Origin of the sequence: Brevibacterium metallidurans (assembly GCF_037101285.1) — a bacterium.
Lineage (GTDB): Bacteria > Actinomycetota > Actinomycetes > Actinomycetales > Brevibacteriaceae > Brevibacterium > Brevibacterium metallidurans.
Map to the genome: position 1 here is coordinate 26,165 of NZ_BAAAAF010000001.1, position 21,716 is coordinate 47,880.

General features: G+C 67.3%; 19 protein-coding genes. 11 read left to right on the plus strand and 8 right to left on the minus strand.

Annotated elements, in window-relative coordinates; all coding sequences use genetic code 11:
* Positions 1-111 precede the first annotated feature (111 nt).
* From AACX88_RS00115 to AACX88_RS00125, 3 genes are all read right to left on the minus strand, one after another.
* Positions 112-2,859: an HNH endonuclease signature motif containing protein gene (locus AACX88_RS00115; RefSeq protein WP_339391083.1), complete on the minus strand. Its 2,748-nt coding sequence runs from the start codon at positions 2,857-2,859 to the stop codon at positions 112-114.
* A gap of 328 nt (positions 2,860-3,187) precedes the next feature.
* Positions 3,188-4,480: a Cmx/CmrA family chloramphenicol efflux MFS transporter gene (locus tag AACX88_RS00120; RefSeq protein ID WP_339391084.1), complete on the minus strand. Its 1,293-nt coding sequence runs from the start codon at positions 4,478-4,480 to the stop codon at positions 3,188-3,190.
* Positions 4,481-4,597: 117 nt separating this feature from the next.
* The gene (locus tag AACX88_RS00125; protein WP_339391085.1) at positions 4,598-5,200 is read right to left on the minus strand and encodes a TetR/AcrR family transcriptional regulator; all 603 of its coding nucleotides are present in this window, start codon (positions 5,198-5,200) and stop codon (positions 4,598-4,600) included.
* Positions 5,201-5,361: 161 nt separating this feature from the next.
* On the opposite strand from AACX88_RS00125, the gene AACX88_RS00130 reads away from it, so the two are divergent.
* Positions 5,362-5,571, plus strand: a complete 210-nt coding sequence (locus AACX88_RS00130; RefSeq protein ID WP_339391086.1) for a DUF5808 domain-containing protein — start codon at positions 5,362-5,364, stop codon at positions 5,569-5,571.
* 27 nt (positions 5,572-5,598) lie between these two features.
* Here the strand turns inward: AACX88_RS00130 and AACX88_RS00135 are convergent, their stop codons facing one another.
* Complete coding sequence (locus AACX88_RS00135; RefSeq protein ID WP_339391087.1) at positions 5,599-5,952, minus strand: VOC family protein; 354 nt, start codon at positions 5,950-5,952, stop codon at positions 5,599-5,601.
* Positions 5,953-5,984: 32 nt separating this feature from the next.
* Complete coding sequence (locus AACX88_RS00140; protein WP_339391088.1) at positions 5,985-6,359, minus strand: DUF488 domain-containing protein; 375 nt, start codon at positions 6,357-6,359, stop codon at positions 5,985-5,987.
* A gap of 360 nt (positions 6,360-6,719) precedes the next feature.
* Between AACX88_RS00140 and AACX88_RS00145 the strand changes: the two genes are divergently transcribed.
* From AACX88_RS00145 to AACX88_RS00165, 5 genes are all read left to right on the plus strand, one after another.
* Positions 6,720-7,697, plus strand: coding sequence for a Dyp-type peroxidase (locus AACX88_RS00145; RefSeq protein ID WP_339391089.1), 978 nt, complete (start codon positions 6,720-6,722; stop codon positions 7,695-7,697).
* 22 nt (positions 7,698-7,719) lie between these two features.
* The gene (locus tag AACX88_RS00150) at positions 7,720-8,499 is read left to right on the plus strand and encodes a pyrimidine reductase family protein (RefSeq protein ID WP_339391090.1); all 780 of its coding nucleotides are present in this window, start codon (positions 7,720-7,722) and stop codon (positions 8,497-8,499) included.
* Positions 8,496-9,164: a hypothetical protein gene (locus AACX88_RS00155; protein ID WP_339391091.1), complete on the plus strand. Its 669-nt coding sequence runs from the start codon at positions 8,496-8,498 to the stop codon at positions 9,162-9,164. The genes AACX88_RS00150 and AACX88_RS00155 overlap by 4 nt, the downstream gene beginning before the upstream one ends.
* 404 nt (positions 9,165-9,568) lie before the next feature.
* Positions 9,569-10,129, plus strand: coding sequence for a hypothetical protein (locus AACX88_RS00160; protein WP_339391092.1), 561 nt, complete (start codon positions 9,569-9,571; stop codon positions 10,127-10,129).
* On the plus strand, positions 10,126-10,362 hold the full coding sequence (locus AACX88_RS00165) for a hypothetical protein (RefSeq protein WP_339391093.1): 237 nt from the start codon (positions 10,126-10,128) through the stop codon (positions 10,360-10,362). Before AACX88_RS00160 ends, AACX88_RS00165 begins: the two co-directional genes overlap by 4 nt.
* A gap of 77 nt (positions 10,363-10,439) precedes the next feature.
* On the opposite strand, the gene AACX88_RS00170 is transcribed toward AACX88_RS00165, so the two are convergent.
* Complete coding sequence (locus AACX88_RS00170; RefSeq protein WP_339391094.1) at positions 10,440-13,733, minus strand: S41 family peptidase; 3,294 nt, start codon at positions 13,731-13,733, stop codon at positions 10,440-10,442.
* Between the two features lie 87 nt (positions 13,734-13,820).
* Here AACX88_RS00170 and argS point away from each other — a divergent pair, with 87 nt between their 5' ends.
* Together argS and AACX88_RS00180 are read left to right on the plus strand one after the other, a co-directional pair.
* A complete protein-coding gene (gene argS, locus AACX88_RS00175) occupies positions 13,821-15,551 on the plus strand; it encodes an arginine--tRNA ligase (protein WP_339391095.1) in 1,731 nt (576 codons plus the stop codon).
* Positions 15,552-15,621: 70 nt separating this feature from the next.
* The gene (locus tag AACX88_RS00180) at positions 15,622-16,989 is read left to right on the plus strand and encodes an FAD-binding oxidoreductase (RefSeq protein ID WP_339391096.1); all 1,368 of its coding nucleotides are present in this window, start codon (positions 15,622-15,624) and stop codon (positions 16,987-16,989) included.
* Between the two features lie 88 nt (positions 16,990-17,077).
* Here AACX88_RS00180 and AACX88_RS00185 read toward each other — a convergent pair whose 3' ends face one another.
* Entirely contained in the window at positions 17,078-17,791 is a 714-nt protein-coding gene (locus AACX88_RS00185; RefSeq protein WP_339391097.1) for a hypothetical protein, read from the minus strand.
* A gap of 175 nt (positions 17,792-17,966) precedes the next feature.
* Between AACX88_RS00185 and AACX88_RS00190 the strand changes: the two genes are divergently transcribed.
* Both AACX88_RS00190 and AACX88_RS00195 read left to right on the plus strand, forming a co-directional pair.
* Positions 17,967-18,509 carry a peptidylprolyl isomerase gene (locus tag AACX88_RS00190; protein ID WP_339391098.1) on the plus strand — a complete coding sequence of 181 codons (543 nt, stop codon included), beginning with the start codon at positions 17,967-17,969 and terminating at the stop codon, positions 18,507-18,509.
* A gap of 32 nt (positions 18,510-18,541) precedes the next feature.
* Positions 18,542-19,243, plus strand: coding sequence for a rhomboid family intramembrane serine protease (locus AACX88_RS00195; protein WP_339391099.1), 702 nt, complete (start codon positions 18,542-18,544; stop codon positions 19,241-19,243).
* A gap of 256 nt (positions 19,244-19,499) precedes the next feature.
* Here the strand turns inward: AACX88_RS00195 and AACX88_RS00200 are convergent, their stop codons facing one another.
* Entirely contained in the window at positions 19,500-20,192 is a 693-nt protein-coding gene (locus AACX88_RS00200) for a cell division protein CrgA (RefSeq protein ID WP_339391100.1), read from the minus strand.
* A 245-nt stretch (positions 20,193-20,437) separates the two neighbouring features.
* Here AACX88_RS00200 and AACX88_RS00205 point away from each other — a divergent pair, with 245 nt between their 5' ends.
* Positions 20,438-21,715, plus strand: a complete 1,278-nt coding sequence (locus tag AACX88_RS00205; protein ID WP_339391101.1) for a class E sortase — start codon at positions 20,438-20,440, stop codon at positions 21,713-21,715.
* Position 21,716: the final 1 nt, after the last annotated feature.

Here is a 21,716-nt window from a genome sequence, read left to right on the forward strand (position 1 = left end):
CAACTGACTGTACGGGTCGCGGCCATCGCCCCAGTGGCACGGCCATCGCCGCAGTGGCACGGCCGGTGCACGCGTGTCCGATCGGAGGGTTCCTGCGGTGAGGGGAGCCGATCAGAACGGCGGGGGATCATCGACGAGGTCGTGTTCCCAGTAGTCGCGGAACGCTTTTCTCACGTCGGTCGTGCGCCTGACTTCGAGCGCTCGCCGCATGCGCAGAGTCAGCCGGTCGCGCAGCGAATGCCTGATCTGCAGCTGTCGCGGAGCGATGCGGGACCGTTCGAAGCAGGGTGGCGGCTCGGTCTCGGCCAGGATCGTCGGTGCGATCCACGTCGGTGAGTCCGTGGAATCCGGGTCTTCGCACAGTGGTGCAAGAGGATCCCGAGTCCCGCACGGCAGAGCCCTCTGCGCGCTGGTGCCGGCTCCTGGTGGGAGGGCGCCGGGGAAGTCCGCGTGCTCCCAATCGAGCAGCTGCTCGAGGCGGCGCCGGTTCCTCGCTTCCTTTGACCGTTCGCTCATCTCGGCCAGGCGCTGTCTGCGAGCCGCGGTTTCGGCTTCGCGTCTCCTCTGTTCGGCGTGTTCGTGGGCGAGTTCCTCTGTGGGAGAGACCTCGACGATCGACCAGTCGACGGGAACTGCGTGGTCAGGGTTCTCCCACCGACACGGCTTCATTCCCAGGAGATCATAGAGTTCGAGAGCCTGTTCGACGTCGATGGGCTGATCCGGAGCGGTGACGGTGGTCATCAGACCGTGAGGGAATTCGTACTCCACCGCGCTCGTCGCCGTCCCGGTGTCGTCCATGCGCACCGCATAATGCCGCGCCGTCTTGAGTGAGTGGCACTTCTTGCACAGCGGGTGGAGATTGCCGAATCGCGTGAGTCCGCCGGAGGGAGGATCCGCGTGGAAGAACGGATCGACATGGTCGATCTCGGACTTCTCCGCTGGTCGCCGACAGCCGGGCACCGAGCAGGTGGCCCATTGGGCGATCAGCGTCTTGCGGACGGGTTTGGGAATCGGGTAGGTCGTCGCCTGGGCATCGATCGGAGTTCCCGTGGCCGGATCGGTGAGGATCCGGGTCAGCGAGGGCGACCCGGAAGCGATCCGGCGGGCCACCTCGGCGGGGATGGGCGATCCATCGGGAAGGACTCCGGGCAGGTCCGAGTCGCCGGTCAGCGAGATGAGCGGGACGGTCGTGATCACCGCCGCCTGGTTCCTCATCCATTCGGGAGTGGTCGGCATCTCGGCCATGACCGAGTACTCGATCGGGATCGGCTGGGGCCGTGCGCCGGAGAAGAACGCCTCACCTGACGAGGGTGGTCCGCTGACCTGGGTGTTCGCCGTCGATCCCGGTACGGGGGTGCGTTGGGGTTCTGTGGCGGAGTGAGAATCTGAGCTTGGGACCGACAGAGGATCGGACCCGGACACGGCTGGAGTGCGGTCGAGGCGAGCGGCCGAATTCGGGTCGGAGAGATGGCTCGGACGCTGGTCGGGGAGACGAGCTGCGTTCAGGTCGCCGCGACCAGTTGCGTTCGGGACGGGGACACCAGCAGGACTCGGGTCGAGGAGATCGATGAGTCCGGACACACTGCTGGCATCCTCGTGGAACCTCAGGTCGCCGTTCTCGTCGAGCAGAGGGGCTTCGCGCTGACTCTGGATGCCGGTGACGGGGTCGATCTCCCGTACCCGGATGCTCAGCTTGGGCTGTGGGCGAAGGAACATGTCGCACATGAGCGCGCTGATGGTGCGTTCGTCGATGATCTCGACACCGGCCGGGAGATTGAAGGTGTTCGACTGTCCGGCATGGATGGCGCGAGCCATCGCCTGAACCCGGGCAAAGCAGGCGTGGATCTCGTCGGCAGGGGCGAACACGGAGAGGCACGCGGTTCCGTTTCCGAAGGTTTCGACGTCGACGCGGCGTCGCTGAGAGGCGATCTCGGCGCGGTCCTCGGGCTTCTGCAGCACTTGGATGAACTTGCGGAGCGCGGTCCGCAGGGTATCGCTGGTCACTGTGCTGCGGCGGGTCGCGAGATGGAGGTCGAGGCGGGGGAGGTGGCGGAAGGCGACGGTCTGGCAGAGGTCGGCGACGGTGAGGACGTGGGCCTGGGTGAATTCTCCGGCACGGACACGGGCCGCGAAGCGCGGCAGACCGTGGATGATGGTCATCGCCTGCGTGAGATGCCGATAGGAGCGCGTCGACGAGGTCCCGAGGATCGCCGAGACCCCGGGAATGTGCTCGCTGTGCACCCGCTCGTGGATCCAGGCGGAGAAGTTCGTGTCGAGGGAGAAGGCGGGGAACTCGGGGAGATCGTCGCACTCGGATGCGGATGCTAGTTCGGACGCGGATCCGGGTTCAGATGCGGCGCCGGTGGAGGCGTCTGCGGCCGAGCCCGTCGTCGTATCCGTGGTCGGTCCGGTCGTGTTCTGCGCGACCGTGGTCTGTGTGTTCGTTGTCAGTGGCTGCGCGACCTGTGTACCCGTATTCTGCGCAACCGCATTCTCTGCGCAGCGCCGGCCTGCTTCGCCGACACAGCGGCGGACCGATTCGGAGATCGTGGCGAACCTGTAGGGAGAGCCGTCTTCGGGATAGGCGAAGCCGAGGTCGTTGATGACCTCCGCGAGGACGATGCCTGCGGTGAGTTCGCAGACCCTCAGGTGGGCCTGGTCTACGGCAGAGGCTGCGTGCCCGAGGTCGGTGAGGCTCGATCCGACCCGCAGGGTGTACCGCGACGAGGCAGGCGGCTCGGGCAGATTCGACTTCTGCTTCGGCTCCTGCGCGCAGGGCTGCGTGGTCGAAGCGCCGAGAGGGTCGCCTTCGGCTCCGGAACCGTCATCTCTGCTCCGAGGAGCAGAAGTGCCTCGCATTGTGTTTCACCTGCCTCTGACAACACTGTCGGGGAAGAATGGTGCAACGGTCGAATGGAATGAACTAGTACATCAATAGTAGAAGAATAGAACTGTCTCAGTCAATACACTTTTCGAAAGTTTCTCGAAACTCTTTCGCCCCTTCCGGTTCCCGCTCCGATGTTTGTCCTTCAATGATGGCACTCGCCACTGACACGAGACTCCCCACTGACACGGGACGAGCGACCGACGGATGTATGTCGTCGGGGGTCGACGACGAATCAGGTAGCGGTCTGCCTTCAGACGACACCACCCGTCAGCCGCCTCGCCATGTAGCCGCCACCGCCTGTCAGTTCACCTCGCACGCGGTGAGCCGGCGCTCCTCGGTGTCTCGCTTCCACGCCCGCTCGACCCTGATGGCGACGGCCGCGACAAGGAGAGCGGCGACGGCAAGGAGGACTGCGACGACGACCGGCGCGCGGAATCCCCAGCCGAGCGCGATGACGGCGGCGCCGGCGGCCGGGCCGAGTGCATTGCCGACGTTGAACGCGGACGTGTTGACGCTTGCGGCCAGGGTGGGCGCCTCGGTGGCAATCTGGAACACCCGGGCGTTGAGGGCACCGGCGATCGAGAAGCCGCTCGCGCCGATGAGCACGATGACGACGATCGCAGCCCAACCGACGCCGGCGACGAACCATAGGGCCAGGAGACTCACCGCCAGTGCCGTCAGGCTGCCGACGATGTTGCCGAAGACGCTTCGATCGGCCAGCCGACCGCCCACGACGACCCCGATGAAGGCGCCCACGCCGAACGCTGCGAGCACAGCGGGCACGAAGTCGGGCGAGACCCCCGCGACCCGTGTGAGCAGGGGCGAGAAATACGAGAACGCCGCGAACACCGATGACTGGAACAGAGCCGTGGTGGTCAGCGCCAGCCAGATCCGCGGACCCCGGAACGCGGCGAGCTCGGCCCGCACGAGGGTCGGGAGGTGGACGGGGGAACGGTCGGCCGCCTCGGCGAAAGTGTCCCGATCGACCTCAGGCCGGGTGACGACGGCGATGAGGACGGCGGCCAGGGCAGTGACCCCGGCGATCGCCCAGAACGTCGCCCGCCAGCCGAACTCCGTGCCGATCCACGTGCCCAGGGGCACGCCGACGAGGTTGGCGACGGTGAGCCCGCCGACGAGGCTGGCCAGCGCTCGACCGTGGACCTCGGGCCGGGCGATGCGGGTCGTGTGCACGGCCGCGACCGCCCAGAACCCGCCGCACGCGACCGCGGAGAGGACGCGGCTGAGCATGAGGATCGGGTAGTTCGGGGCGAGGGCGCCGAGGATGTGGAGCGCTGAGAACGCAATGACCGTGATGATCATCGTCGCCCGGCGCGGCAGTCTGAGCGTGAGCAGCGCCATCGCTGGTGCTCCGACGATCATGCCCACGGCGAATCCCGTGATGAGCAGTCCCGCTTCGGGGATCGAGACGCCGAGGTCGGCGCTGATCGGTTCGAGGAGGCCGGCGATCATGAACTCCGAGGTGCCGAGGCAGAAGATCACGGCGGCGAGCAGGTAGACCTGCGCGGGGACGCGGGGTCGTGCCGATGGATCCTCGGTCGCCGAGGCGGTCGTGCCGGTGGGCGGTGACGTCATGAGCAGATCTCTCCTCGTGTGGGTGGTGCGGGTGTGCGCGCGTCGGCCGTGGAGGCAGGCAGCACAGTGGAAGTGTGAACGGAGGCGGCCGGCGGGTGCTGTGGTGGTCCCGCCGGGTCAGAACGTTTCGGCACCGGCTGGGGTGCACAGCGCGGCGACGAAGGTGCGGGCTTGGGCGTCGACGTCCTCGGCGGGCATGACGCGAGCGGAGACGCGGAGTCCGGCGAGGACACTCTGGACGAGTTCGCCCGACGACTTGGGGTCGAGGTCGTCGCGGATGTGGCCATCGGCCTGACCTCGAGTGATGAGGGTCTGGTAGGTCTCGAGCCATGCGGCCCGGTCGGGGTCGAGGATCGTGCAGACGGCGTCGACCTCGCGGCCGAGCTCGGCGGCCGTGTTCGCCGAGAGGCATCCGATTCGCTTCTCGTTTGCGCACTGCTGCGCGAGCTCCCCACCGAGGCGCTCGAAGAGCAGCGCCGGTGCCGGCAGGTCGCTGGTGAGGAGGTGCTCGCGCGCCGGGATGCCGGTGGCGGTGTAGTCGCGCAGGGCGCGGAGGAAGACTGCGTCGAGGCTGTCGAAGGTGTTGTAGAAGCTCGAGCGGCCGATGTTCGCCCGCTCGCAGACGAGGCCGACATCAGTTCCGGCGTACCCGTGCTCGCTGAATACGGCGATCGCCGAGTCGATCACCGCCTGTTCATCGAACGTCTTCCGTCTGCCCATGCTGCGAGCTTAGAATATATTGGACAGATGTGTCCAATAAAATTTCGGCGTGGGTTTCGCAGGTGTAGCCTGACGACAGGGGTTGTTGTCCTCGCCGAGGTGGTGCTCGGTGCGAGCGACGATTGCCCTTTCGAATTCGACAGTCAGGAGGACGATCGTAGATGAGTCAGCTCAGTGCCGAAGAGAAGCGTGAGCTCCGCGAGGACGATGCGAACTGGAAGTACGGCCTTTTCTACTTCTGTCCGCGCGATCCCGGATTCCTCGTTCCGAAGCGGTTCGGCGTGGGGTGGACGATCAACTTCGGCAACGTGTGGACGCTCGTGAGCCTCGTCGTCGTCATCGCGCTCATCGTCTGGGGCGTCGTATTCTGAGGCGCCCCCGTACGCGTCTGGGCTCCGTCACCTCCGTGAGGAGAGGATGCAGAACTCATTGCCTTCGGGATCGGCGAGGACGACCCACGGTTCGTCCCCGGTCTGTCCGACATCGACTTGGCGCGCTCCGAGGTCGAGGAGGCGGGCCACCTCGGCGGCCTGATCCCTGGGCCGGAAATCAGGGTGCAGGCGGTTCTTCACCACCTTCCCACCGGGATCCCGACCGAACAGGAGGCCCGGCAGGCGGTCGGGATTCTCCCTGATCTCGATCTCGTCGTCGTTCTCGTCGACGACGACCCAGCCGAGTGCCTCGGCCCACCAGCGGCCGAGCGCATGCGGATCGGAGGCATCGACGACGATCTGCTCCCATTCGAGGTCCATGCCGAGATCTTAGACCTCGAGGCTGACACGGCTCAGCTGATCGGATCTCCGGTGAGGACCGCCTCGAGCACCGCGGCCTCGCTGATCTCGACGGCCTTCGACGCGGTGAGCAGGGTGAGCGTGCCCGCCGAAGCGTAGTCGCGCAGGGTCGCGAACGCCTCAGCGTGCTGGTCGTCGCCGAGCTCGGCACGGTAGCGGCGGGAGAACTCATCGAACTTCGCCGGATCATGTCCGTACCACGTCCGCAGGTCCGTCGACGGGGCGACGTCCTTGAGCCACTCGGTGAGGTCGGCGCGTTCCTTGCTCACCCCGCGCGGCCACAGCCGATCGACGAGGATGCGCGCGCCGTCGTCGGCACTCGGATCCTCATAGATCCGCTTGACGCGGATCGCGCTGTTCTGGGCCATAGCGATCCTTCCTCTCGCCGCCTGCCGGGGCTCGTCGTCCTCTGAGTCCGCGGCGACCGCCGGTTCCGCTTCGGTCGCCGAATCCTGTCCGTCTGGAAAGTTCGGCGTGGTCGATGCGGGTCCGTCGTCGGTGCCGGTCAGTCTAGCCACCGGTCCTGGGAGCCTTCCGCCACTGGCCCGGGAACCGGAGCGCACTCGCCACCTGCGACGATGCCGTCCTCGGTGCGCCGATCGAGTGCGCGCGGATATCTTCGGTCGCTGTCCATGTGGAAGCAGTCCTCGCCGCGTATACTGACCGACCAAGGACGATTGTCGTCCGGCTCACACCCCACCATGAGCCGCGGAAAAGGAGACGGATCAGTGACCTTCCAGTACGCATCACCCCCGAGCGCAGTCAGCCCCCAGCACGTCCTCGAACCCCCGGCACCCTCCGCCGTCTTCGTCGTCGTCACCGTCAGGCCCGGAGCCGAGGACTCCATCCGCGACTTCCTCGGCGGGATCGGCGGAGTCATCCGCGCCGTCGGCTTCCGCGCGAAGGCCGCGGGCCTCTCCTGCGTCACCGGCATCGGCGCCGACCTCTGGGACCGCCTCTTCCCCGGCAAGCGCCCGGCAAAGCTCCACCCGTTCAAGGAACTCAAGGGCGGAACGAACGTCGCCCCCTCGACCCCCGGCGACCTCCTCTTCCACATCCGCTCGCAGCGCACCGATATGAGCTTCGAACTCGCCCGGCAGCTCATCAACCAGATCTCCGAATCGGTCGACGTCGTCGACGAGGTCCACGCCTTCCGCTACTTCGACCAGCGCGACATCCTCGGCTTCGTCGACGGCACCGCGAACCCCGAGGACCAGCTCGCCGTCGACTCCGTCTTCGTCGGCGACGAGGATCCCGATTTCGCCGGCAGCAGCTACGTCGTCGTCCAGAAGTACCTCCACGACCTTCCGAAGTGGAACTCGATCACCGTCGAAGAGCAGCAGGCCGCGATCGGCCGCCACAAACTCTCCGACATCGAGATCCCCGATGCGGACAAGGCACCGGACTCGCACGTCATCCTCAACACGATCACCGGCCCTGACGGGAAGGAACAGAAGATCGTGCGCGACAACATGGTCTTCGGCTCCGTCGAATCCGGTGACTTCGGCACGTACTTCATCGGCTACGCCGCCGATCCCGGAGTTACGGAGACGATGCTCGAGCACATGTTCCTCGGTCACGGCGATGCCACTCACGACCGGATCCTCGACTTCTCGACGGCGGTGACCGGCGGCCTCTTCTTCGTCCCCACCCAGGACTTCCTCGACGACCCTGCCTCGGTGCTGGGCACGCAGAACCAGAGCTGAGCGGGCCGACGGCGAGACCGACATGGGCACGACCCCGACCGTGGCGCGGATCCTCCCGGGGGATCCGGATCGGCTGAGCCTGCCCGAGGCGTTCGCATTCCCCGCCGAGGCCGAGTTCTGGGTCCGCGCGATCTTCGTCTCCTCCGTCGACGGGGCCGCGACCGTCTCCGGGCGGGCCGGCGGGCTCGGCAACGACACCGACCGCGCCGTCTTCGCGCTCAACCGGGCGCTTGCCGACGTCATCGTCGTCGGGGCGGGCACGGCGCGCACCGAGGAGTACGGTCCCGCCGAGGACGACCCCCGGTGGCGCGCGCTGAGAACCGGCCGCAGTCCGACCGCGCCCATCGCCGTCATCAGCGACAGCCTCGCCCTCGACTTCACCTCGCCGCTGTTCACCGACGCCCCCGAGTGGGCGCGAACGATCCTCATCACCTCGGAATCCTCTCCCGCCGAGGCGCGCGCGAAGGCCGCTGAGGTCGCCGAGGTGATCGTCGCCGGAGTCGAATCCGTCGACCTCTCTACGGCTCTCCTCGACCTCTGGGCCCGCGGCTTCCACCGGATCGTCTGCGAAGGAGGTCCCAGCGTCTTCGCCGAGCTCATCCGCGCCGGCGGCGTCGACGAACTCTGCCTCACCCGTTCCCCCGAGATCGTCGGCGGGGCGGGCACCCGCATCGTCCACGGCCCCGCTTGCGATCCGCCGATCCCCCTCGACCTCGCATCGGTGCTCGCCACCGACGACGGATACCTCTACCTCCTCTACCGATTCCCCGCTGACAGCCGTTCCCCCAGGAGCCGACCATGACCCAATCCCCACAGCCCCCACGACCTCAGCCCCCTGAACCCCCGCACCACCCGCAGGTCACCGAGGCGGCCCCGACCGTGCCTGCCACCGCAGGGACCGTGCCCGCCACCGCAGGGTCAGAGGTCCCGCCGCAGCCCGCCGACGGCGCAGAGATCGGCTCGCTCATCGGCGGTGCCTTCGGACTCGTGTTCCTCATCGTCAACAGCGCAGGCTTCTCGACGTTCGGGCGGATCGCAGTCCTCGTCCTCGGGGTCGCGGCATTCGCGGGGATCCTGTTCCTCGCGTTCCGCAGCCTCGGCCGCCGCCGGGGACGCCCCAGGCCCGCGGGCGCCAACCCGTTCTCCCGCAGCTACTGGATCATCGTCGCCGTCGAAGCGCTCGCCCTCTTCGGCGGAGCGAAGCTGCTCTCGGGTCTCGGGTACCCGGAGCTCGGCGTCGCATGGGTCTCCGTCGTCGTCGGCACGCACTTCTTCGCACTCGGGTACGTGTTCAAACTCCGCCGATTCCACGTGCTCGCCATCGTCGTCACGCTGCTGGGCGTCGCCGGCTTCGTCGCCTACTTCGTCTCCGCACCCGCGTTCACCCCGGTCCTCGCCGGGGTCATCCCCGGCTTCGTGCTCCTCGCCTTCGGCCTCTGGGCGCTCGCCCCGGTCGACCAGCGCTGAACGGCGCCAGGTCGACGGAGTTTCGGACCCGCAGTGACGATTCGTGGGTGCGAAATCGTCACTGCGGGTCCGAAACTCCCTCCTCGGATGGTCCTGACCGGCTTCGCCCGACAGTTGGTATCACAGCTGAAGTCAGTGTTCGGGTGGTGCGCTGATCAACGCGATCGCCTGGTGTTCAGACCATGACACTCAAATCAAAACTATTTCGAATCGTGAGTATCAGAACCGCAACGTTCTGACCGCTGGTGGCGAGCTTCCCGAAACGTCTGCGCCCGGCCGCAAGGCGAAATCACGGTGACCCAAAGGTGCATCGAGAATGCATCAGTTTCTTAACATCACAGCGTCGCACCATACTGGCTGGTAGCGTCTCCAGAGACAAGTTCTCATGTCGTCAAGGAGGATAATTGAGAACATCAAAGATCCGCATGACAGCGATTTCAGCGGCCACAGTTGCGACCCTGATGTTCAGCGGAGGAACGGCCGTCGCGAGTACTTCACCGGGCTCTGTCGATGCGTCGAAGTCAGTTGACGTCAGCGTCACACTCGGAGAGGTGTACACAGTTCTGAAGGCTTCCGATCTCTACGCGGAGGACAAGGAAGTCGATGGTCAGGTCATTACCACTTTCAAATCAGATGATGGCATTAGCTTGGCGGTGCCGAGGCCGGATCAATCTCAGAGCGAAGGATTCGGTACGCAACTCAGCGGAAAGATAAAGAAGAACGGCGAACCGGTGATTTATCTCAACCAGAAAGATCAGAAGGCAGTCAAAGACGTGGGAAAGGCCGCAATTGCGGGTTTTCTGGCGCTGATCCCAGCAGGGAAGGTCGCAAAGTTCCTCGCTGGTGCATTCGGAGTATCCGTGGCCAACTTCATCGGGGACAAAGGCATCTGCTCGTCGAATCGGTCGTTGCGTATCACCGGCACAGTCGGTGGCGAAGCGATCAGGGAGATCAAGTGCGTATGACTGACTCTGAAACTGCAACTCACGACGTGTCAGAACTGAGGAACAGGTACTTCAGGAAATTCAGCATTCGAGCGCTTCTGTTCGTCCCCATTGCTCTTGGAGCCTGGGCGCTGGGATGGAACGGCCCTCTGGGTGCGGTTCTGCCGGTCTTCACTTTCGTCGGCGGGGCGGGCATCCTCGCCATCGACTATGTGTTCGCTTACAGAGCAGAAAAGCGCCGCATGCTCGGTTGAAACCACAGGACTCTCCTGTCGCGGTGCCCACTACCCCCTGTGCTTGCAGTTTCCGCGAGCCCGCCGACCCGCGTCGGCTACTGCCTGGCCCCGCCCTTCCGGCGGGTCCGCACGCGCGGTTCGGGGAGGTCGGGAGCGGTGACCGCGGGGGTGTCCTCGAGGGCGGCGAGCACCTCGGCGATGCCCCGATCGAGCTGCGGATCGTCGGCGGCGAAGAGCTGGGACGGATCGTGCTCGACCTCGATGTCGGGCTCGACGCCGTAGTTCTCCACACCCCACTCCTTGCCCTCGAGCCAGAACGCATACCGGGGCTGCGTCACCCCGGTCCCGTCGACGAGGTCGTACCGGCCGTCGATGCCGACGACCCCGCCCCACGTGCGCACACCGATGACCGGGCCGATGCCCTTCGCCTGCACGCGCGCGTTGATGATGTCGCCGTCGGAGCCGGAGAACTCGTTGGCGAGGAAGACGACGGGACCCCGCCGGGTGTTCTCCGGGTCGGCGACCATCTCGTCGTAGCTGCGGGCTGAGTTCCACGCGATGACCCGGTCGGCGAATCGCTCGGCGACGAGCGCACTCGTGTGCCCGCCGCGGTTGAACCGGACATCGGCGATGACGCCCTCGGCGGCCATCGCCTGCCGGATGTCGCGGTGCAGCTGCGCCCACCCGCCGGCCATCATGTCGGGGATGTGGACGTAGCCGACCCGACCGCCCGACTTCTCCGCGACGTACTCCCGGCGTGAGCGCACCCAGTCCTGATAGCGCAGCTTCTCCTCGGACTTGACCGGCACCACGGCCACCGTGCGCTCCTTGCGTCCGCGCCGCAGGGTGAGTTCGACGATCGTGTCCGCCGCCCCGATCAGCAGCGGCGCCGGACCGTGATCGGCCTCGACCGGCTGCCCGTTGACCGCGACGATGACATCCCCTGCCTGCGCGCCGACCCCGGCCTGGCGCAGCGGCGATCTGGCCGCCGGTTCGCTCGTCTCCCCGGGGAGGATGCGCACGATCTCCCAGCCCGCCTCCGTCCGGGCGAGATCCGCGCCGAGGAAGCCGAGCCTCTTCGACTCATCGCCGAGCGGCTTCGGCGGGGTGACGTAGGCATGCGAGGTGTTGAGCTCGCCCCCGGTCTCCCAGAGGATGTCGACGAGGTCGTCGTGGGTGAGCGCCTTCGCCGCCACGGCCCGCCACCGCAGGGTCACCCCCTGCCAGTCGACGCCGTTCATATCGGCGCGCCAGTAGTGGTCGCGCATGAGGCGGGCGTTCTCCTCGAACATCTGCAGCCATTCGGCCCGCTGATCGAGTTCGAAGCGCAGGCGGGTCAGGTCGACCGTGACGAGCTCATCGTCATCGGCCTCGACCTTGCGGTTCGCCGGCCGCACCGAGACGTCCTGCCCGTCGCGGACGACGATGAGCTTGCCGTTGCCGGAGACCGCGTAGCCCTCGGCCTTCTCGACGACGGTGACGAGCTTGCGCTTGGCGAAGTCGAAGAACTGGACGACCTCGGCGGGTTTGTCCCCGGTGTCCCCGGAGTGCTTGTCCCCGATCTCCCCGTCCTCGGCATCGCCCGTGCGCATCCACAGCACACCGCCGTCGGCGGATTCGAGATCCCGGAACACCGCCGAGGAGACGGGGAACGGCACGATCCGCTCCTCGGCGCCCTCGAGGTCGACGTCGACCGTGGTCACCGCCTCCTTGTCCTTGGATCGGGAGTCCTTCGCCGCGGAGTCCTTGGCCTCATCGGTGAGCTCGCTGATCGCCCAGCCGGCGGTGCTCGGACCGAAGGGCGCGGGATCGACGGCCGAGAGCGGCAGCAGCCACGGCCTCGTCACCCCGTTGAAGGAGAGGTCGAACGAATGCTGGTTGTACGCGGGATCGAAGGTGCGGTCGGAGAGGAAGACGACGTACTTCCCGTCCCTGGTGAACGCCGGCGAGAAGTCGTTGAACTTTCCCGTCGTCAGCGCCGCACCCGGATCATCGGACTTCACCTCGGCGATCATGAGGCGGGCCAGCTGCTCCTCGCCCTGCGTCGGCTCCGACCACACGAGATACCGTCCGTCGGGGGAGAACCGCGGACTGTGCGCCTCCCCGAACCCCGAATGCCCGACGACCCGGCTCTTGCCGCCGGAGACCTCGATGAGGCGCACGGTCCCGTCGTGGGAGATCGTCGCGATCACCTTCCCGGCCGGGTCGGCCGTCATCGCGAGCACCCGTCCCAGCGCCCCCGCCCCGATCCGCCGAGGCGGCTGTCCGCCCTCGATGCCGCGGACCTCGATCGCATCCTCGCCCTCGGCATCGGTGACGTAGGCGGCCAGTCCCGTGCGCCCGAGCACGACGGGCAGCCGCACCCGCACCGAGGAGTCCGCTGCCAGCGCCCTGGCCGGACCTTCGCGGTGGGCGAGGTGGAACGCCTTGCCCCGCCATTCGACGACCGAGGCGTTGCCGCCGAAGTCCGGGGCGATGTCGCCGAGGCGGGTCTCGGGATCGAGGCTGACCGGCTGCACCTGGGTGCCGGGAAGGACGACGTCGAGGGTGCGGACCTCACCGTCGAGGCTGTCGAGGACCTTGATCTCCCCGCGGGAGTGCCACACGATCCGCGTCCCGTCGCTCGTCGCGTCCCGGACGTAGCCCTCGGCCTCGCTCTGGTGGGTGAGCTGCCGGGGCTGCGGCGACGTGGACGAACGCGCGGCGAGCCCGTCGATGATCCACAGGTTCGCCTGCTCATCGGCATGGTCGGGGAAGGTCGCGGCCCGATCCGAGGTGAAGACGAGGGAGTCGCCGATCCACAGCGGATCCGTCAGCGAGGCCTCGTCATCCCGCAGCAGCCGCTCCCACTGCGCGCCGGCCCCGGACTCGTCGCCGGCGCGGTCGAGCCACAGCCTCGGCGCGGTCCCACCCCGGTAGCGCTTCCAATGTGCGGGCGGACGGGAGAACGGCGTCGAGAGCGCCGTGACCCCCGAATGATGGCGGGCAAACCCGGAGGCGCGACCCCAGCTCAGGCGTTCGACCTCACCGTCGATGCTCACCCGCTTGACGACGTGGTCGCGGACCTCGGCCTCGCCGGCGTTCGAACCGATGAGGATGTGGCTCTCGTCGGCCCAGCCGAGCATCGTCGTCGCACTCGCCCCGAGCCACGTGAGCCGACGTCGGGACCCGGTGGCCGCCTCGGCGAGCATGAGCTCGGGATGACCGTCCTTGAAGGACACATACGCGACGAACCGACCGTCGGGGGAGATGCGCGGGGAGCGGACCGGAGCATGATCGGCGGTCAGACGCCACGCGCGCCCGCCCTCCACCGGGGAGAGCCAGACGTCGTCGTCGGCGGTGAAGGCGATCGTCTCGCCCTGGACGTGGGGGTACCGGAGATAAGTCACGTGATCCACATTACAGCCGATGCCCGGCACCGGTCCGGTCGTCGGGCCAGCGGAAACGCGCGTCCCGGCCCCGAATAGAATGGGGACATGCCGACGCTCACGACTCTTCTCACCGACCGGTTCGCAGCCGCCCTGACCGCCGCCTTCGGAGACGACTACGCGGACCGCGATCCCGTCATCAGAAGCTCGCAGTTCGCCGACTTCCAGGCCAACGTCGCCCTCCCCCTGGCCAAGGAGCTGGGCTCGAAGCCCCGCGACATCGCCGCCCGTATCGTCGAGCACCTCGACCTCGAGGGAGTCGTCGAGTCCCCGGAGATCTCCGGCCCCGGCTTCATCAACCTCACGTTCACCCCCGAGTTCCTCGCCCGCACCCTCGAGACCGAGGACGCCACCGCTGTCGAGGAGCCTGCGGACCCGCAGCGGATCGTCATCGACTACTCGGCGCCGAACGTCGCGAAGGAGATGCACGTCGGCCACCTGCGCACGACCGTCGTCGGCGATGCGCTCGCCCGCACCCACGAATACCTCGGCAACACCGTCATCCGCCAGAACCACATCGGTGACTGGGGCACGCCCTTCGGCATGCTCATCGAGCAGCTGCTCGACGTCGGCATCGACTCGGAGACCGCGCAGACGATCTCCGAAGACCCCAACGCCTTCTACCAGGCGGCACGCGTGAAGTTCGACGCGGATGAGGACTTCGCGACCCGCGCCCGCAACCGGGTCGTCGCCCTCCAGGGCGGGGACGCCCAGACGCTCGAGCTCTGGGAGACCCTCGTCGGTTACTCGCGGACCTACTTCAACCGCATCTACTCCCTCCTCGACGTCACCCTGACCGATGCCGACCTCGCCGGGGAGAGCACGTACAACGACGACCTCGAAGCGGTGTGCGACGAACTCGAAGCCAAAGGCCTGGCCCGGATGAGCGACGGCGCGCTGTGCGTCTTCCCCGAGGGCTTCACCGGCCGTGACGGTCAGCCGCTGCCGCTCATCGTCCGCAAGTCCGACGGCGGCTACGGCTATGCGACGACCGACCTCGCCGCCGTGCGCCGCCGTGCCCAGGTGCTGGGCGTCGACCGCGTCCTCTACGTCGTCGGCAGCCCGCAGGCCCTTCACTTCGAGATGGTCTTCGCGACCGCCCGGGCCGCCGGCTGGATCCCCGAGGACATGGTCCTCGAACACGTGAAGATCGGCAACGTGCTCGGCTCCGACGGCAAGATCCTGCGCACCCGCTCGGGCAAGCCGCTGCGCCTGGCCGAACTCCTCGCCGAGGCGGTCACCCGGGCCAAGGCCGCCCTCGAGGAGTCGAACGCCGAGTTCACGCCCGAGGAGGCCGATGAGGTCGCCCGCATCGTCGGGATCGGCGCGGTCAAGTACGCCGACCTCTCCGTCGCCCACGACACCTCGTACACCTTCGACCTCGACCGGATGCTCGCCCCCATCGGCAACACCGCGCCCTACCTCCAGTACGCCGGTGCCCGGATCCGCTCGATCCTCCGGAAGGCAGCGGCCGAGGACATCGCCTTCGCCGACGCCCCCATCGTGCTCGGCGAACCTGCCGAACGGGAGCTCGCGCTGACGATCCTCGGGTTCCCCGATGTGCTCGCCGAGGTGGCCGCCGGCTCCCAGCCCCACCGGATGGCCGGGTACCTCTTCGACCTCGCGCAGGCGTTCACGACGTTCTACGAGCAGTGCCCCGTCCTCGTCGCCGAGACCCCTGAGCTGCGGGCCTCCCGGCTGCGGCTGAGCGCCACCGTGCTCACGGTCCTCGAGGCCGGGCTGAGCGTGCTCGGCATCCGCGTGCCCGAGAGGATGTGACGGAGGCTCGTCAGTGTGAGCCGGCTCACGTAGAGTGGGAGCCACTGTGCCGCTGACCGCAAGGAGAGAGATGTCCGTCGACGTCGTCACCGCCCTGTCCGAAGTCCTGCCCGCAGACGCGCTCGTCACCGACCCGGATTCGATGGACGCTTACCGCTGGGACCGGGCGAACGATCCGGGAGCGGGGATGCCCGCCGCGATCGTGCGCGCGAGCTCGACCGCCGACGTCCAAGCGGCCGTCCGTGTGGCCGCCGAGGCGAAGGTCCCCGTCGTCCCCCGCGGCGCCGGCTCCGGCCTGTCCGGGGGCAGCTCCGCCGTCGAGGGCGGGATCATCGTCTGCCTCGATCGGATGCGCGAGATCGACATCGACCCGGCCACCAGGATCGCCGTCGTCCAGCCGGGCGCCTTCAACGCCGAGGTCAAGGCCGCGGCCGCCGAGCACGGCCTGTGGTACCCGCCGGACCCGTCCTCGTACGAGTTCTGTTCGATCGGCGGCAACGTCGCGACGAACGCCGGCGGGCTGTGCTGCGTCAAATACGGGGTGACCACGGACTACGTCCTCGGGATGACGGTCGTCCTCGCCGACGGTCGCGCCGTCGAACTCGGCGGCCCCCGCGTCAAGGACGTCGCCGGACTGTCCCTGACGAAGCTCTTCGTCGGCAGCGAGGGCACGCTGGGCATCATCACCGAGGTGACCCTGCGCCTCATTCCCGCCCAGCTGCCGCCGACGACGCTCGTCGCGACCTTCCCCACCCTCGAGGGCGCCACGCAGACCGTGCTCGACATCTGCGCGCAGATGCGCCTGTCGATGCTCGAGTTCATGGACCGCGCCTCGATCAATGCCGTCGAGGACGAACTGCGGATGGGACTTGACCGTGAAGCCGCGGGCATGCTCGTCATCCAGTCCGACGAACCCGGAGAGTATGCGGCCGGACAGATCGCGATCGTCGAGGAGCTGTGTGCGAAGAACGGGGCGAGCGAGGTCTATGCGACCGACGACGCCGAGGAGGGGGAGGCCTTCGTCACCGCCCGACGGATGGCGATCCCCGCGGTCGAGAAGAAGGGCACCCTCCTGCTTGAGGACGTCGGTGTGCCGCTGCCCCGCCTCGGCGACCTTGTCATCGGGATCGAGGAGATCGCCGAGAAGCGGGACGTCCTCATCTCCGTCATCGCCCACGCCGGGGACGGCAACACCCACCCGCTGCTCATCGTCGATCCCGCCGACGCCGAGCAGCGCGCCCGGGCCGACATCGCCTACGGCGAGGTCATGGACCTGGCGACCTCCCTGGGCGGGACGATCACCGGGGAGCACGGTGTGGGACGGCTGAAGAAGCCGTGGCTGGCCGACTACCTCGGCGCCGATGTCATGGAGCTCAACCATCTCATCAAGGCAGCGCTGGACCCCGACAACATCCTCAACCCGGGAGCAGTGTATTGACCTGTCTGCCCCGAGATGCCGGAAGGCGGCCCACCGATCGGTGGGCCGCCTTCGCGGTCTGAAGCGGCGGCTCAGCCGCCTGGGCGCATCAGTGCTTGGCGCTGTCGCCCGAGGGCTTCGGAGCGGTCGCCGGCTTCGGGGCCGGGGTCGTCTCCGTCTTCGACTCGGGCACCGGGGCCTGCGAGACGGTCGGGGACGTGCCCTGGCGCGAGGCCGGGGTCGATCCGACGGGGCGGGCGTCGGCGGGACGGTTGTTCGGCAGCGGGGTCGACCAGGGATCTTCGACCGGCTGGGCCTTCTTCCACACGTAGTAGCCGATGCCGGCGGCCGAACCGATGACGAGGGTCCACACGAGAGCCTTCTTGCTCGTGTTCGACTTCCGCGCGGTGTCCTTCTGGATCCGCTTGCCGGCCTCGGCGAGGGCCTTGCGGGCCTTCTTCATCGCCTTCTTGTCACCGGTGAGGCGCACGGCGAGGTTGTCGATGAGCTGCGGGGTCTCCATCGCCGCGAGCGAGGCGGCGGCGGTGCCGGCGACCTTCCCGGCCTTCTCCGTGGCCTCGGGACGGTACGCCTCGATCTTGTCCGCCCAGTCGTGGACCTGCTGGTTGGCCTTCTCCGCGAGAGCCTCGACCTGAGGGCGGGCCTTCTCGGCGAAGGCTTCGACCTGGACGTTGGCCTTATCGGCTGCCTCACGCAGTTTGGGAGCGGCGGCATCCGAGGCGTCAGCCAGGAATCGCAGCGAGGTCTTCTTCGCGGAGTCGAGCTTCGACGCGAGAGTCTGCGGAGCTGGCTTCTTCGACATGAACATTCCCAATCCTCTTAAGTCCGGGGGCAACTGATCACTTCCCAGTCTACGACGTGAGGCGGGGGCGACGGCCACTTCAGGGGAGGGAATTTGCCTGCGGATACGCTGGCAGGTTGTGCAAACCCGCCTTGACGGATCGGCGGATCGGACCCGGCCGTGGAAGAATGAGGGCATGTCTACAGTTGCAACGAACACAGCGGTCCTGCACACCAACCACGGCGACATCACCATCAACCTCTTCGGCAACCACGCTCCGAAGACGGTCGCGAACTTCGTCGAACTCGCCACCGGTGAGCGCGAGTTCACCGACCCCCAGACCGGTCAGCCCACGAAGGGTCCCTTCTACGACGGCACCGGCTTCCACCGCATCATCTCGAACTTCATGATCCAGGGCGGCGACCCGCTCGGCACGGGAACCGGCGGCCCCGGCTACGTCTTCGACGACGAGATCCACCCCGAACTCCAGTTCGACAAGAAGTACCTGCTCGCGATGGCCAACGCCGGCAAGCAGATGGGCCGCGGCACCAACGGTTCGCAGTTCTTCATCACCACCGCTGAGACCCCGTGGCTCAACGGCAAGCACACGATCTTCGGCGAGGTCGCCGACGAGGCCTCGCAGAAGGTCGTCGACGAGATCGAAGGCGTGCGCACGGGAGCGATGGACAAGCCCGTTGAGCCGGTCGTCATCGAATCCGTCGAGATCAAGGACGCCTGAGCGCCACCCCACCCGATGAGTACGATGGTGGCATGAGCACACCAGAGCAGGGCCCGGCACGGGAAACCGGCCGGGCCCTGTCCGTGTCCGTTCCCCCGGTGACGGCCACGATCATGATCGTCACGGGGCTGGCGTTCCTGCTCCAGCTGCTGCCGGGACTCGACCTCCTCCACCGGTTCAGCTTCGTCCCCGCCCTGACCCTCGACCAGCCGTGGCGCCTGCTCACCGTCGCCCTCGTCCACGAGCAGCCCTCGCCGATCCACCTGCTGGCGAACATGATCGGCCTGTTCTTCTTCGGGTCGTTCGTCGAACGCGCACTCGGCCGCCTCCGGTTCCTCGCCGTCTACGTCATCGGCGCCGTCGGCGGCTCCGTCATGGTCCTCCTCCTCGCCGAACCGTGGAGCCGGGACTGGGTGACGAACAACATCGGCGCCTCCGGTGCCGTGTTCGCCGTCATCGGCGTCCTCCTCGTGCCCACCCGTCGCCTCGACCGCAACATCGTCGGCGTCGTCCTCTTCGTCGCGCTTAACTTCGGGTACGGCTTCATCGTCGAAGGCGTCTCCTGGCAGGCCCACCTCGGCGGACTGCTCACGGGCTTCGTCCTCGGCTGCGCGGGTCTGCTCGTGTCGGCCAAGCGTTCGGTGCTCGTCTTCTGGCTCGTCGCCGGAGGCCTCGTCGTCCTCATGGCCGTGGCCGTCGTGGCGAAGATGCTCACGGCCGGGGCGGCACCCTGAGGCGAACCCGATTCACTGCATCTGCGGTTTGTCCACAGCTGTTATCCACATGGGGGAAAACTTACAACGGTGTGTTTTCCCTGATCACAGGGGTGGAAAAAGTTATGCACAGGACAGCGATTCTGCTTGGGTATAACTCAGAAGTCGACGAAACCCTCCGCTGACCGGTGGGAACCGGGCAGCGGAGGGTTTCGGATGCTGCGGGTTTCGGGGATACGCGGCGGGGTGATGTGCCCCGACGTCGCGGTGGGGTGATCTACCGCCAGCGGGTGGACATGATGAGACCGGCGACGAAGAACGCGAAGCCGATGAGGATGTTCCAGTTGCCCCATGCTTCGACGGGGAACGCGCCCTGGGTCAGGTAGAACACCACGAGCCAGATGAGGCCGACGATGAGGAGGCCGAGGAGGACGGGCAGGAACCAGCGCGGGTTCGGCTTGATCGTCTGCTGACCGGCCTCGGAGGTGTAGCTGGCCGTCTTGCGGCCCTGCGAGCGCTTGGCCGGGTTGCCCGAACGCGAGGTGCGCTTCGCCACCGCCTTCTTCGAGTCCTTCTTCGCCGACTTCGCAGACCCGGTCTTCGCGGACTCGGTCTTCGCCTTCGTCGGCTTCTCGTCGGCGTCGTCTGCGTCGACGTCGTCCTCGTCCGTGTCTTCGGACTTCGCCTTCGCCGAGGCGGTCTTCGCCTTCGCGGCAGCGGTGGTCTTCTCGTCGTCGTCCGCTGGGTCGTCGGGGTTCTCGTCGGCGTCCTCGACCTCGGTGACTACGATGTCGGTCTCCTCGACGGTCGTGGTCCCGTCGGCATCGACCTCGACCTCGGTGATCTCGATGTCGGTCTCCTCGACGACGGCAGAATCCTCGGTCGTCGACTTCGCGGTCGTCGACTGGGCTTTCGCCGCATTGCGCGAGGTGCGCTGAGGGCGCGAGGTCCGTCCGTTGGACTTGGCCACGAGAACTCCTTCGACGGCGAACCCGAATGGGCCGCCGATGCTTTGGTCGGGGACGATCGCCCCCAGTCTACTCGGGAGGCCAGCATGCGCGAAAAACCGCATGACGGACCACAGGCTCTCATGAAGGCGTCTCAGAGTGAGCTGGGAACACGCTCCGCTCTCATTCTCATGCGATAAAGTTCTCTTCGGATGTCCCCGCTCGATCACTGGTCGAGTCCCGGATTAGTCATAGGCACGGTGCAGAAGTGGTGAACAGTTCCTCCTCGGGTAACGAATCGTCTTCGAGACCCACCATTCGCGCTGCGCAGAGACGCCAGCCCGCCCCGCAGCCGACCGACTCAGGACCCGTCACCGAGCCCCTGCACACCCAGCAGGCCTCCCGCAGTTTCGACGAGCCGCTGCCGAGCCGTCGCGAACTGCGCCGCCGCGAAGCCGAAGCCTCCGGTGGCGCGCCCTCGTACTCCGATGCACCTGACGATTCCGGCGCTCCCACCGAGGCGCTGCCCCTCCAGCAGGCCCCGTACGCAGGTGCAGGTGCTGCCGCCGGCGCAGGTGTTGCCGCAGGTCAGTACACGGCCGACCAGTACACCGCGCCCCAATACAGCACCGCCCAGAACACAGCGCCCCAATACGCCTCGGCACAGCCCCAGTACACGTCTGCGCAGTACGCCTCGGCCCCGGCCACAGCGGCACAGCCCGCAGCAGCGGAATCCGACCCCCACCTCGGCGGAGGAGGGAACGGAGGACGCGGCAACGGCGGTGGCAGGAAGCCGAAGCCGCAGCGCCAGCCGCTGGGACCGATCCGGGGCACGATCCGCACCTTCGGCGAACTCTGCATCACCGCAGGCCTCGTCCTCATCCTCTTCGTCGTGTGGCAGCTGTGGTGGACGGACATCGAAGCCAACCGCGACAACGAGGTGCTCGCGGACCAGCTGACGAAGGACTGGGCGAACCAGGACCCGAACAAGCTGCCCGCCGACCCCAAGGAACCCGTGGTCGCCGAACCGGTGGAGAAGAACACGGCGTTCGGGATCTTCTACATCCCGCGCTTCGGCGACGACTACTACCGCACCCTGGCCGAGGGCGTCGACCTCGAACCCGTCCTCAACCGGATGGGCGTGGGCCGCTACCCGAACTCGGCGATGCCCGGGGAGGTCGGCAACTTCTCCGTCGCCGGCCACCGCGTCACCTACGGCAAGCCGTTCAACCAGATCGCGAAGCTCCAGCCCGGAGACGAGATCGTCGTCCAGACCAAGGACGGCTTCTACACGTACACGTTCCGCAACTTCGACATCATCCTCCCCGACGCCGTCGAAGTCCTCGCCCCCGTGCCCGACCAGCCGGAGTACAAAGGCAAGGATCGGATCCTCACGCTCACGGCCTGCAACCCGATGTTCTCCGCGCGCGAACGCTACATCGCCTACGCCGAGCTCACCGAATGGCGTCCCGCCGCCGACGGCCCGCCGGAGGCGATCAAGGACTCGAAGGCCTACGACAAAGTCAGCAAGAACGGTGGTGCCTGAT

Bases quoted from the DNA above. Each gene is read 5' to 3' on its own strand.
- argS (WP_339391095.1), top strand. From the start codon at position 13,821: ATGCCGACGCTCACGACTCTTCTCACCGACCGGTTCGCAGCCGCCCTG.
- AACX88_RS00135 (WP_339391087.1), bottom strand. From the start codon at position 5,952: ATGGACCTCGAATGGGAGCAGATCGTCGTCGATGCCTCCGATCCGCAT.
- AACX88_RS00150 (WP_339391090.1), top strand. From the start codon at position 7,720: ATGGGCACGACCCCGACCGTGGCGCGGATCCTCCCGGGGGATCCGGAT.
- AACX88_RS00125 (WP_339391085.1), bottom strand. From the start codon at position 5,200: ATGGGCAGACGGAAGACGTTCGATGAACAGGCGGTGATCGACTCGGCG.
- AACX88_RS00115 (WP_339391083.1), bottom strand. From the start codon at position 2,859: ATGCGAGGCACTTCTGCTCCTCGGAGCAGAGATGACGGTTCCGGAGCC.
- AACX88_RS00130 (WP_339391086.1), top strand. From the start codon at position 5,362: ATGAGTCAGCTCAGTGCCGAAGAGAAGCGTGAGCTCCGCGAGGACGAT.
- AACX88_RS00195 (WP_339391099.1), top strand. From the start codon at position 18,542: ATGAGCACACCAGAGCAGGGCCCGGCACGGGAAACCGGCCGGGCCCTG.
- AACX88_RS00185 (WP_339391097.1), bottom strand. From the start codon at position 17,791: ATGTCGAAGAAGCCAGCTCCGCAGACTCTCGCGTCGAAGCTCGACTCC.
- AACX88_RS00180 (WP_339391096.1), top strand. From the start codon at position 15,622: ATGTCCGTCGACGTCGTCACCGCCCTGTCCGAAGTCCTGCCCGCAGAC.
- AACX88_RS00165 (WP_339391093.1), top strand. From the start codon at position 10,126: ATGACTGACTCTGAAACTGCAACTCACGACGTGTCAGAACTGAGGAAC.
- AACX88_RS00155 (WP_339391091.1), top strand. From the start codon at position 8,496: ATGACCCAATCCCCACAGCCCCCACGACCTCAGCCCCCTGAACCCCCG.
- AACX88_RS00140 (WP_339391088.1), bottom strand. From the start codon at position 6,359: ATGGCCCAGAACAGCGCGATCCGCGTCAAGCGGATCTATGAGGATCCG.
- AACX88_RS00190 (WP_339391098.1), top strand. From the start codon at position 17,967: ATGTCTACAGTTGCAACGAACACAGCGGTCCTGCACACCAACCACGGC.
- AACX88_RS00120 (WP_339391084.1), bottom strand. From the start codon at position 4,480: ATGACGTCACCGCCCACCGGCACGACCGCCTCGGCGACCGAGGATCCA.